The 11,850-nt window shown below is 46.4% G+C and carries 9 protein-coding genes and 1 riboswitch; of the genes, 7 read left to right on the forward strand and 2 right to left on the reverse strand.

Features of this window, described 5'->3' with window-relative positions:
- Window positions 1–16 precede the first annotated feature (16 nt).
- On the reverse strand, window positions 17–1,912 hold the full coding sequence (locus C7475_RS02090; RefSeq protein WP_110050545.1) for an STN and carboxypeptidase regulatory-like domain-containing protein: 1,896 nt from the start codon (window positions 1,910–1,912) through the stop codon (window positions 17–19).
- Between the two features lie 68 nt (window positions 1,913–1,980).
- A riboswitch (cobalamin riboswitch) is annotated at window positions 1,981–2,194 on the forward strand.
- A 168-nt stretch (window positions 2,195–2,362) separates the two neighbouring features.
- Here C7475_RS02090 and C7475_RS02095 point away from each other — a divergent pair.
- The 5 genes from C7475_RS02095 (at window position 2,363) to C7475_RS02115 (ending at window position 8,850) form a co-directional block, all read left to right on the forward strand.
- Window positions 2,363–3,421: a DUF5074 domain-containing protein gene (locus C7475_RS02095; RefSeq protein ID WP_110050547.1), complete on the forward strand. Its 1,059-nt coding sequence runs from the start codon at window positions 2,363–2,365 to the stop codon at window positions 3,419–3,421.
- 13 nt (window positions 3,422–3,434) lie between these two features.
- Window positions 3,435–5,462: a TonB-dependent receptor gene (locus tag C7475_RS02100; RefSeq protein ID WP_233259744.1), complete on the forward strand. Its 2,028-nt coding sequence runs from the start codon at window positions 3,435–3,437 to the stop codon at window positions 5,460–5,462.
- A 4-nt stretch (window positions 5,463–5,466) separates the two neighbouring features.
- Window positions 5,467–6,609: a YncE family protein gene (locus C7475_RS02105; protein ID WP_110050549.1), complete on the forward strand. Its 1,143-nt coding sequence runs from the start codon at window positions 5,467–5,469 to the stop codon at window positions 6,607–6,609.
- 18 nt (window positions 6,610–6,627) lie between these two features.
- Window positions 6,628–7,551, forward strand: coding sequence for a PKD domain-containing protein (locus C7475_RS02110; RefSeq protein WP_110050551.1), 924 nt, complete (start codon window positions 6,628–6,630; stop codon window positions 7,549–7,551).
- A gap of 99 nt (window positions 7,552–7,650) precedes the next feature.
- Complete coding sequence (locus C7475_RS02115) at window positions 7,651–8,850, forward strand: family 20 glycosylhydrolase (RefSeq protein WP_110050553.1); 1,200 nt, start codon at window positions 7,651–7,653, stop codon at window positions 8,848–8,850.
- Window positions 8,851–8,952: 102 nt separating this feature from the next.
- Here the strand turns inward: C7475_RS02115 and C7475_RS02120 are convergent, their stop codons facing one another.
- Window positions 8,953–10,041 carry an acyl-CoA desaturase gene (locus C7475_RS02120; protein WP_110050555.1) on the reverse strand — a complete coding sequence of 363 codons (1,089 nt, stop codon included), beginning with the start codon at window positions 10,039–10,041 and terminating at the stop codon, window positions 8,953–8,955.
- A 291-nt stretch (window positions 10,042–10,332) separates the two neighbouring features.
- Between C7475_RS02120 and C7475_RS02125 the strand changes: the two genes are divergently transcribed.
- Entirely contained in the window at window positions 10,333–10,536 is a 204-nt protein-coding gene (locus tag C7475_RS02125; RefSeq protein WP_110050557.1) for a cold-shock protein, read from the forward strand.
- 193 nt (window positions 10,537–10,729) lie between these two features.
- Window positions 10,730–11,809, forward strand: a complete 1,080-nt coding sequence (locus C7475_RS02130) for an NADH:flavin oxidoreductase/NADH oxidase (RefSeq protein WP_110050559.1) — start codon at window positions 10,730–10,732, stop codon at window positions 11,807–11,809.
- Window positions 11,810–11,850: the final 41 nt, after the last annotated feature.

The raw sequence follows: 11,850 nt of genomic DNA on the forward strand, positions 1-11,850 counted from the left end.
AAAAATACCAAATAATCTAGAAAAACCCGATGCCGATATGCCAGCCAAACCAGGCCTTTACTCCGCCACCCAGATTGAAGGGGCTGTAATGCCTGGGGACCTTTATTTCATAATCCGGATCGGATACATCGTGTTTGTCGCTATAATACACAGTGAAGCTTGGGCCTGCAAAGAGATGAATGTTTTTAGTCAGCCGGTGGTTCCAGGCTATTTGCAGTCTGGCCATAGAGTTGGTCGAATTCCAGTTACCCACGTACAGCGCCTGGGATGTCAGTTCGGTAGAAATGGTATTGGCTGATTTTAGTTTGAACTCGTGGCCGATACCATAACCGAAGGAATATGCATGTTTATCGCCCAGGCTCACACCTGCCAACAGGAGACTATATAATTTGCGATTGCCGGATTTATAAGCGATGTTAAGGTCCAGGATCTCGTTCGTATAGATCTGCACCTGATGATATCCTCTTCTGACGAAACTGAAAAGCCCAATGCTGTACCCATCGGAGGAGTCAGCATAATTCACTATGCCGATCTGTACACCTTTAAGGACGCGTGTATAGTTGACAACGCCGGATATCTGTGTACCTGAAACGGTGTCTATGGCGACGTTAACAGCACCTGCGATCTGTACGCCCTTGACCGATTTGGTGTAGTTAATGGCGCCGGCGATCTGGGCCCCGTTGGTCGTATCGATGTTGACATTCACGGCACCGGCCAGCTGTGCACCGCCGATGCCCTGGCTGTAGTTGATAGCACCGGCCATCTGTGCACCATGAATGGTACCACGTGACACGTTTATGGCACCGGCGGCCTGTATGCCTTCGGTTGTTCCGGCGGTATGGTTAATAGCGCCCGAGAACTGTGCTCCTCTGGAATCGCCGCCGGTTTGATTATATACGCCACTCAGCTGTACGCCGGTAAAGCCGTGTTTGAGCACATTGCTTACCCCGCCCGCCTGTACACCTTTCAGTGTGTCCATGGTATGATTATGTACGCCAGCAATCTGCACACCGGTCATATGTCCGCCGACAATATTAAACACACCTGCCGCCTGCACCCACTTTACGTCCTTCTGGTCAATGTTGAACACACCTGCTATTTCCACACCGCTTAAGCCAGCGGTATATCCACCGATCAGGTTAAGAGAAAATTTGTTGATCACCTGGGAGCCGATCTTTCCATGTGTACCGAGAGCGGGTACGAGGGAGTATTGATACGGCTGTTTAGTAAAGAAGTCACTCAGGTTAAGACTCTGCATCCGTTGACGGGAGGAGAGGAAGAACTTCCCGAACATGGTCTGTTCTACATGTGAGTTTTGGTTCACATCCACGATAGAGAGCTGTATGGGAGGAGCTGGTTTAATGCTGGCGTTCACTTCCTGGTCATGGCCGGTGGTGAGCAACATGATGGTATCGCGGTATAGTTCTTTACTGACGGTAAGCATGGTAGCGCTCCTTTCTCTTTCACGCAGGCGTATCCTGAAATAGCCTTGTTCATTGGTCATCGTGGAGATGAGCTGTACCCTTTCATAAACGCTGGCATTGTTGATAGGCCTTCCCGTGTGGGCGTCATTTACATGGCCGCTTACCACAAACCATTTCTCTTTGGAAGATGTACCTGGTTGTATGATGATCTGGTTACCGATCTCACGGAACTGGAAGTTACCCTGGAATAAAATATCCAGGACCTGCTTAACGGGTTTGTCGGTGACATGTATTGTTACGAGGCTATCGTCATGAATAAATTCTTTTACATAGGAAAAGTGAAAACCGCCCTGCATGCTAATGTTATCAAGTACGAGCGCAAGGGGCTGTCGGTCGGCATCAACGGAAACCGTCTTATTGAGCGGGCTTTGGGCGTAACCGGCGTAACTCGTGGTGAAGAGTACGACCAGCAGGAATAGATGTTTCAACAGAACAGTTTTGAATTTGCGGCAAGATACTACGGATTTTTCTTTTTGGATATTAACTACTCATACAGTAGGTTTGTGCCCGCATTGGTTTCACCTGATGGTGAATTAATAGGGAATCCGGTGTAAAACCGGAGCTATCCCCGTAGCTGTGATCCTGCATCGTAATAACGATCGGTTTTTCCGGACATTTAATCTCCAACTGCCACTGTCCGCCAAAGGCGAATGGGAAGGCCCGGAAAAAGCAGGAGAGCCAGAAGACCTGCCAATAGCAACAGACATCAGTGTTTTCGGGAGAAGAACATTGAATGAAATTACAGCCTGTATGGGGCGAAATTTCTTACTTATCAGTCTATAATATACCGGTGTCACTGTCAGCAGGATCTCCTGTAACCAGGTCTGTACAGCTGATGAAGGTCATGATATCTATCAACTGAAATAAACGTTCGAAGTATGTATAAAAATTTACGTTCCTGGTTATTGGCCGGCTTTTTATTGGCCGCTGCTTCATGTAGTGACGACAATGACATTGCACCGGCTCCGGGCAAGTATGATAATGGTTTCTTTATGATCAGTGAAGGACAGTTCAATGTGGCTTCCGGAGATATCAATTTCTACGATTATGACCTGGACACCATGTACCAGCGCGCTTATTCGGTTGAAAACCCTGGTAAAAAGCTGGGCACTCCGATGACTTCAATGCAGTTTGGTACTGTGTACAATGGAAAATTGTACCTGGTAGGGAAATTTGATGGTCCGTTTGTTGTGACCGATGCGAAAACCCTGAAGGAAACAGGACGCATAGACAGTTTGCCTGGACATGACGGCCGTGCTTTCCTGGGTGTGGACGATAGCAAAGGATTACTCAGCACCGCAGTAGGTTTATATCCTGTTACTTTGTCTCCACTTGCTTTGGGCACGAAGATCGCCAGCGTTGACGGTGAAGTGAAAGACATGATCAAAAGCGGTAACTACATTTTCGTGATGTCTGCAAAAGATGGCATCGTTGCCCTGAATGCAAATGACTATAGCCTGGCAAAGAAATTGGGGACCGCTGTAGCTGGTTTTGTACAGGGCAAAGATGGTAATGTATGGGCTGCCTCCGCTACACAGCTGAAGAAGATCAATGCTTCCACACTGGCGGTAGATAGTATTACCACCGGCGTTCCTGTCTTCTTTAATGAGTGGACCTATTATAATAGTTCGATGGCGGCATCTGCTACAGATAATGCGCTCTTTTTCATATCAGGAAATAACAAAGTGTATCGTTATACCGGTGAAGTAGCCTCTCTGAGCGCACCATTTATTACGTTGCCAGCCGGACAATACTTTTATGGTAAAGGCATAGGATATGATAAGGCAAAGAATTACCTGGTGCTGAACAGCAACACTAATGTTTACGGTTCGGATCCAAATACTACGATCTATATACACAATGCCACAACAGGCGCATTACAGCACAGCGTATATTATGAGGGATACATTTTCCCTGGTATGGCTGTTTTCCATTAATCATTAGACACACTTGGACAATCGCCACTACATACGATATGTATCTTTTTTTATCCTGTGCATTGCAGCCAACTACGGGCTGCATGCACAAGATAAAGTGGCGTATCCTGCAACCTCTCCAAAAGATACAGCGGCTGCCAGGATGTTACAGGGTGTGACGATTTTCTCCAACAGGACGAATCCTCTGTCGCCCGTACAGACGTTAAGCGGCATTGCACTCGAAAAGATGAACAGCCTTTCGGTGGCTGATGCCCTGCGTTTCTTTTCCGGCGTGCAATTGAAAGATTACGGCGGATTGGGAGGATTAAAGACACTGAACGTGCGCAGTATGGGCACGAATCATACAGCGGTATTCTATGATGGCATACAGTTAGGCAATGCCCAGAACGGCACAGTTGACCTGGGCCGTTTTTCGCTGGATAATATAGAACAGATCGATCTTTACAACGCACAAAAGGGTACTCTTCTTCAACCGGCGAGGGGCTTCGCTTCAGCTTCCGCCATCTACCTGCAATCGCGTAAGCCCGTGTTTCACGGCAATGAAAAGACACATGGAAAGGTATCCTTTAAAACAGGTTCTTTCGGATTGGTCAATCCTGCTGTGAGGATGGAGCAACGTTTGTCTGACCGCTTATCGGCTGTTGTGAGCAGTGAGTGGCTGCATGGCAACGGACGCTATAAGTTCAGGTATACTAATGGGACTTACGACACAACTGCTGTGAGGCAAAACGCTGCCATCGACGCTGCACGTGTGGAAGCAGGGCTGTTCGGACAAGGAAAGGACAGCAGTACCTGGCAGGCGAAGGCATATTATTATAACTCCACAAGAGGGCTGCCGGGCGCTATTGTCAGTAATAAGTTCCTCAACGGACAACATCAATGGGACCGGAATTTCTTTGTACAATCATCTTATAATAAACCATTCGGCAAACGGTATACACTTTTGCTGAATGCGAAGTTCACGTATGACTATGTCCGTTACCTGGACACCGCTATTGTGACGGTGGACGGGCCTTTGATGAACCGTTATCAGCAGAAAGAATATTATATATCGGCAGCTAATCAGTATAAGATCACTTCCTTCTGGGACGTGGCTTTATCGGCAGATTTCCAGGTGAACAATATGACAGCCGTTAACCTGGACCGCTTTGCCATTCCTACGCGGTATAGTACATTAGTAGCCGCAGCCACGCAGCTACATCTCGGGCCGGTAGCACTACAGGGAAATCTGCTTACTACCATCATTAATGAAACGACGAAGGCCTATACTGCAGGCCGGGATTTCAATGCGATAACCCCTACAATATTAGCCTCCTGGCAACCGTTCCAGGGAGAAGACCTGAAGATAAGGGCATTCTATAAGAACATCTTTCGAATGCCGACGTTCAACGACATGTACTATAGTACAGTGGGCAATCCTGCGCTGAAGCCGGAATACACCAAACAATATAATATCGGGACTGGTTATACGCGGAACTCAGACGGTTTTCTGCAATACTTTTCCCTGCAGGCCGATGCCTATTACAGTCATGTGAAAGATAAGATCGTTGCTTCTCCAGGACGTAATTTCCAGTGGATGATGCAGAATATTGGTTCAGTTGATATCTATGGCATAGATGCCAGCATACAGTTATCGCCGGTACTGTTAAACGCGGTGAAGACAGATTTTTCTGTGAAATACACTTATCAGAAGGCATTAGACGTAAGCAATCCGGCGGAGGTCAACTACAAAGACCAGATCGCCTATATTCCCGTTCACAGCGGATCTTTCATCGCTCATGCTTCATGGCACAAATGGGATGTGAACTATAGTTTTATTTATGTGGGAGAAAGGTATTTCCTGAATACCAATATTCCGCTATATTACATGGAACCCTGGTATACCAGTGACGTGTCGGTATCGACCAGTTTTCTGTTCAGTCATAAGCTGGTGAAACTGACGGGTGAATTAAACAATGTATTTAACCAGTATTACGATGTGGTGATCAACTACCCGATGCCGGGTCGTTATTATCGTCTTACTGCCAGTATAAATTTTTAGACGTATGCGGTTTGCTTCTTTTCATATACCTCGCCGTTACCTGTTGCTGATGGTCCTTTTTACAGGACTTGCGGCTTGTCGTAAGGGCGCGGGTATAACACCGGGAGATGATACAAATGTTGGTGCAGACAGCCTGAGAAATGGGTTTTATCTGCTGAATGAGGGTAATATGGGAATGAACCTGGCTACACTTGATTACTATAATAGTGGCACAGGTATCTACAGCAGCAATATTTACGGCACGATCAATCCGGGTGCTACCAAAGAGTTGGGAGATGTGGGGAATGACATGCAGATCTACGGAGGAAAATTGTATGCCGTTATAGCGATGTCGGACAAGGTGGAGGTGATGGATGTGCATACAGCAAAACGTTTAGGGCAGATCAATGTACCATCCTGCCGTTACATTACTTTCTACAAAGGGAAGGCGTATGTCAGTTCATATGCAACTGTGGCAGGCGGTACGCCTGGTGTAAGCGGTTATGTAGCCGAAGTAGATACCGCTACGCTGCAGGTCATCCGTACTGTTAACGTCGGCAGGCAGCCGGAGGAAATGGCTATTACGGGAGATAAAATGTATGTAGCTAATTCCGGGGGATATAGCCAGGGACATTTTGAAAGAACGGTGTCGGTGATTAATATGAATACCTTCACAGAGACAAAACGAATAGATGTAGCGCTTAACCTGCATCATGTGAAAGCCGACAAGTATGGTGATGTCTATGTTACTTCCCGTGGGGATTATTATGAGGTGCATTCAAAGCTTTACGTGATAGACACACAGAAAGATATTGTAAAAGATTCGCTGCCTACCGCTGTCAGCGACATCTGGATATCGGGCGACAGTGCCTATATCTATGGTGTTGAATGGAGTTATGTTACGAATAAGAATACCGTTAGCTATGGTATTGTAGATATTAAGAATGAGCGCCTGCTGGGAGATATGTTTATTACAGACGGAACAGATAAACAGATCACAACACCATCCGGCGTAGCCGTAGACCCGACTACAAAAGAGATCTATGTAACTGATGCAAAGGATAACCTGTTGCCGGGTACATTGTATTGCTTCAGTCCCGCCGGCAAAAAGAAATGGAGTGTAACAGCAGGGAATATTCCCGGACATTTTGCTTTTGTAAGGCATTAACCAGTAAAACTGATTATCATGAGCATAGGAAGAATAAGTAAAGGTGCAATAGCAACGGGACTGCTTTCGGTGGTACTGTTTTCCTGTTCAAAAGATGAAGACAAACCCGGAGATACGAATATCAGGCCGATCACAGACAACAGCAGTCCATATATCAGTGTGGTATTTGACTATCAGCCTGCACCGGGACAGTTTGTAAATGAAAGCAGTGTGGGCACTCCCGAAGCCGCGCAGAAGATCATCGGAGGAACGGCTTCTCTCTTGCATCTGGGCGCCTTTGGCGGTTATGTTGTGTTTGGGTTTGATCATTCCATCCTTAATAAAAGCGGTGCTGATCTGGCTATTTATGGCAATCCTGTTAAACCGCCGGTGGAGCTGTCGGAGCCGGGTATTGTGATGGTTAGCCAGGATGTGAATGGAAACGGCAAGCCTGATGATGTGTGGTATGAGCTGGCAGGAAGTGAGTATACTGCCGCTACGACCATAAAACATTACAAGGTGACTTACTACAATCCGGGGGGTAAGGCAGATGTGCCCTGGAAAGACAATCGTGGAGGTTCGGGTAAGGTAATGATCAACACTTTTCATGATCACAGCTACTATCCGTTATTTGCGGCTAACCAGGACTCTGTTATATTTGAAGGGACCTTGCTGAAAAGTACGTTCGGTCTTGCGGCCGGTACTACGGATACTTACGTTAATACAGGCTTTGCCTGGGGCTATGCGGATAACTGGGCTACAGACGCTGTAAAAGATCCTTTTGCTACTAATTTGTATAATGCACTGGACATATCCTGGGCGGTAAACGACAACGGGCAGGCGGTTACACTGAAGGCTATTGATTTCGTGAAAGTGTATACCGGTCAGCAGGACAAAGGGAATAATGCGATAGGGGAGATCTCTTCAGAGATCAGAGGGGCCGAAGACCTGAACATGCGATAATTTCCAGCTGATTTTTTCTTATTTTACAGGGGCTGTCCGCCAAAGCGCGACGGCCCTCTTTGTTTATTATCCAAGTATTCATGCTCTAAACTCAATTCCATGCTCAACGCCACATTTATGAGAAATGTGCTCCTGCTTTGTGTGCTGGCTGCCGCCTTAACGGCCTTCAGATCTGCCAGCAGGACAACACCGATCCCTGCGCCTGTAAATGACAGTATTATGCCCGTGCGTGGTTTCTGTATAGGAGCGCCAAGAAAGCCAGCACTTGATGCCTTTATCAAATTTATCAAAGAAGAACTGGTAACACGTAAGGTCAATACCCTCATACTGCGGGTGGACTATAACTATCAGTATGAAAGCTATCCGCAGGTGAGAGATTCCATTGCACTATCGAAAGCAGACGTTAAAAAGCTGGTGCAGGTATGCCGTCAGAACAACATCAATCTTATTCCGCAGTTAAACCTGCTGGGACACCAGTCCTGGGCCGGGCAGACACATAACCTGCTGGCTAAGTTCCCGCAGTTTGATGAAACGCCCTGGGTGACAATGCCGGAGAAATATGAATGGCCGAATGCAGACGGACTGTATTGCAAGAGTTATTGTCCGTTGCACCCGGAAGTCCATGATGTAGTGTTCAAGCTGGTAGATGAGCTGTGCGACGCATTTGAGAGCACTGCGTTCCATGCAGGCATGGACGAGGTATTCTATATCGGAGAAGATAAATGCCCCCGTTGCGGCGGCCGCGACAAGGCTGAGTTATTTGCAGGGGAAGTAACCCTGTTACGTAATCACCTGGCGCAAAAGGGCAGGGGCTTATGGATCTGGGGCGATCGCCTCATAGATGGTAAAACGACCGGTATCGGTATGTGGGAAGGCAGCATGAACAATACCTTTCGTGCGGTTGACCTGATACCTAAAGATGTGGTGATCTGCGACTGGCATTACGACCGTCCTGACAAAACCCCTGTGTATTTTGCAATGAAGGGTCTGAAGGTGATCACCTGTCCGTGGAGGAAGCCTGAATTTGCTACGCAGCAGGTAAAGGATATGCTGGAGTACAGGGCATCTGCTACGAAGATCATGAAAGACAGGTATCAGGGTATGATGCAGACGGTATGGTCAGGCGCTGAAGACTTTATGGACGAGTATTATGGCAGAAAGCAACCTAAACCTCGTAAGGAAGGTCAACCGGCAGATACGGTGCATACTCAGACGAAGTGTTTCCGTCAGCTGTTCACAGAGATCAATAAGGCGACGAATGAAGCAGCACCTGCTGTTGCTGTTAAAGGCTCCAAATAGTGTTATCTCCGCATTAGCATAAATAATAAAACCCGGCAGAATATTAATCCTGCCGGGTTTTATTATTTATGATTGACTTTGTCAATTAGTTATTTGCTTGCGTCAACTAGCCAGTGCGGGAACCGGTTTCCTACCAAGATCGCGCATAAAGCGGAAGTGGGAGCGTACGGCGGCCGACATGGTAGGCAGGCAGTTATATTGTACATTAAATTCAGCACATTTGGCTTCTACGATCTTACTGATTTCAGGGTAGTGTACGTGGCTGATACGTGGGAACAGGTGATGTTCCACCTGGTAGTTCAGTCCGCCGACAAACCAGGAAATGATCTTATTACCCGGAGCAAAGTTGGAAGTTGTATTGATCTGGTGAATGGCCCATTCGTTTTCGATCACTTTGGCCTCGGTACCTACCACTTCGAAATTGGTTTCTTCCACCACATGGGCCAGCTGGAAAACGATGGCCAGTGTAAAGCCCATTACTACGTGCATGGCAGCGAAACCGATCCCCCATGCCTGCCAGCCAACTGCTGCAACGGGAATAGCGACATAGAACAGGAGATACAGTGCCTTGCTGGCCCAGAAAGTGATATGATCACTCATCTTCATAGGTTGTAATGGCGTTCTGTATACTTTACGGCTGAGATATTTGGTGAAGTCCATGATGAATACCCAGGCAAAGGAGGAGATGGCGTAGATCAGCACAACGTAAATGTGCTGTACACGGTGTGCCGGAGTCCAGGTCTGCGTGCTGCATTGGCGCATAAGCGGGCTCTTGGCGATGTCATCATCCATACCGTCTACGTTGGTGTAGGTGTGATGGATCACATTATGTTTTTGTTTCCAGATGAATGCATTCCCGCCGAGTGCGTTCAAGGTAAGTCCGAGGATATTGTTCACCCTGGAGTTCTCTGAGTAACTGCCGTGGCAGGCATCATGCATCACATTAAAACCTATACATGCGAGAATGAAGCCGAGTATTGCGGAGAGCGCAATACCTAATAATGCCGGCAATGGAAATATCAGCAGAGAAAGGTAAAGTACTGCCGCGAGTGGTATAAGTACGATCGTTTTTACATACAGGTGTCTGTTCCCTGTTTTCTTAATGTTGTTTTCTACAAAGTACTCTTCTACGGAAGCTTTGAGGGACTGAAAAAAGAGTGCTTTCTTGTTATTGAACGTAACTTTGGCCATAAATTATTTTAAAGAAAATTGATTCGCAAATATGTTGTAGGTGTTGAAAAAATAGGTTGGCAAGTGACGATAGAACTGAAAAAGAAATAATAGTTCAAGTCCAAATAAGTTACATCCCCGCGTTGCGTAAGCACAATGTACATATAAGATCTCATATATAAAAGTGTTATAAATATGTTAATGTTATAATAGTGAACAATATGGGAAAATATTGAAAGAGAATGAGTTTTATTTGGTGCGGGAGGTTTTATACATTACCTTTAACCTTTACAAATTTTTTAATTTTCACAAATGACACAAAAATTCCAGGGAACTGTAAAGTTCTTTAACGAGACAAAAGGCTTTGGCTTCATTAAGCATGATGAGTCCAATAAAGAGACTTTTGTACACGTGAACGGTTTAGTACACGAGATCCAGGCAGATGACAGAGTAGAGTTTGAACTGCAGGAAGGTAGGAAAGGTATGAACGCCGTTAACGTTAGACGTATCGACTAAGCTTGCTTTTTCATACATTTAGCAAAAGACCCCCAGGTTTAACCTGGGGGTCTTTGTATTTAGGGAACTCTAACGTGCAACAGTAGCTCTGTCTGTATAACAGGTATGCCTTATTCAGCAGGCGTTAACTGCAATTCGTTCAGGATCGTTTTGTCTATATTTGTTATATCACAAAACCGGAAACGTAAACAAAATGGCAGCACTCTTCACTCCGTTACAGATCAGAGATATTACATTCAGGAACAGGATCGTTGTTTCCCCCATGTGTGAATACAGTTCAGAGAATGGCTTTGCCAATGACTGGCATCTGGTACATCTTGGCAGCCGTGCAGTAGGCGGGGCGGGGCTTATCATCACAGAAGCAGCCGCCGTAAGTCCGGAGGGACGGATTTCCCCGGCGGATCTCGGCATATGGGATGATGCACATATTTCCAATCTGCAAAGGATCACCAGTTTTCTTACAGCACATGGAGCAGTACCGGGCATACAGCTGGCGCATGCAGGCAGAAAAGCAAGTACTGATGTTCCGTGGAAGGGGATCAAACTGGTATCGCCAGCAGATGGCGGATGGGAGAATATCTATGCACCAAGTGCTGTTCCATTTTCAGAGAAGTATGGAAAGCCGATCGCGCTAACAGCAGAAGGTATCCATAAAGTGATCGGCGATTTCAAAACAGCAGCCGCACGTGCATTGAAAGCCGGTTTCAAAGTAATAGAACTCCACGGAGCACATGGTTATCTGTTACATCAATTCCTTTCCCCACTTAGCAATCAAAGAACAGATGAATATGGCGGCAGTTTTGAAAACAGAATTCGCCTAATGCTGGAAGTAGTTGCCGCTGTAAGAGAAGTGTGGCCTGCGGAATATCCTTTGTTTGTAAGGCTCTCAGCCACGGACTGGGCAGATGGTGGCTGGGACCTGGAAAGCACTACGGAACTGGCACATATTCTGAAAGCTAAAGGCGTTGATCTTATCGATACTTCTTCCGGCGGTCTGGCATCACATCAGAAAATATCATTAGGCCCCTTATATCAAACACCTTTTGCTGAACATGTCCGCAAGGAAACAGGTATTCTTACAGGGGCTGTTGGATTGATTACAACGGCCACAGAAGCCGAATCTATCATTGCAGAAGGCAAAGCCGATTTAGTGATCATGGCGCGGGAGTTTTTGAGGGACCCATATTTTCCCATGCATGCAGCGCATGAGTTAAAGGATGATTCTTTCGTATGGCCGGTACAATATGAGAGAGCGAAGTTGAGCCATGTTTAATACTGTTGGAGCCACCTCCAATTACTAATTCCAGTGAGCAA

Origin of the sequence: Chitinophaga sp. S165 (assembly GCF_003182155.1) — a bacterium.
In the GTDB taxonomy this organism is placed as follows: Bacteria; Bacteroidota; Bacteroidia; order Chitinophagales; family Chitinophagaceae; genus Chitinophaga.

Coding starts and splice junctions, on each gene's coding strand:
- C7475_RS02130 (WP_110050559.1), top strand. CDS start 10,730: ATGGCAGCACTCTTCACTCCGTTACAGATCAGAGATATTACATTCAGG.
- C7475_RS02105 (WP_110050549.1), top strand. CDS start 5,467: ATGCGGTTTGCTTCTTTTCATATACCTCGCCGTTACCTGTTGCTGATG.
- C7475_RS02125 (WP_110050557.1), top strand. CDS start 10,333: ATGACACAAAAATTCCAGGGAACTGTAAAGTTCTTTAACGAGACAAAA.
- C7475_RS02110 (WP_110050551.1), top strand. CDS start 6,628: ATGAGCATAGGAAGAATAAGTAAAGGTGCAATAGCAACGGGACTGCTT.
- C7475_RS02115 (WP_110050553.1), top strand. CDS start 7,651: ATGCTCAACGCCACATTTATGAGAAATGTGCTCCTGCTTTGTGTGCTG.
- C7475_RS02095 (WP_110050547.1), top strand. CDS start 2,363: ATGTATAAAAATTTACGTTCCTGGTTATTGGCCGGCTTTTTATTGGCC.
- C7475_RS02120 (WP_110050555.1), bottom strand. CDS start 10,041: ATGGCCAAAGTTACGTTCAATAACAAGAAAGCACTCTTTTTTCAGTCC.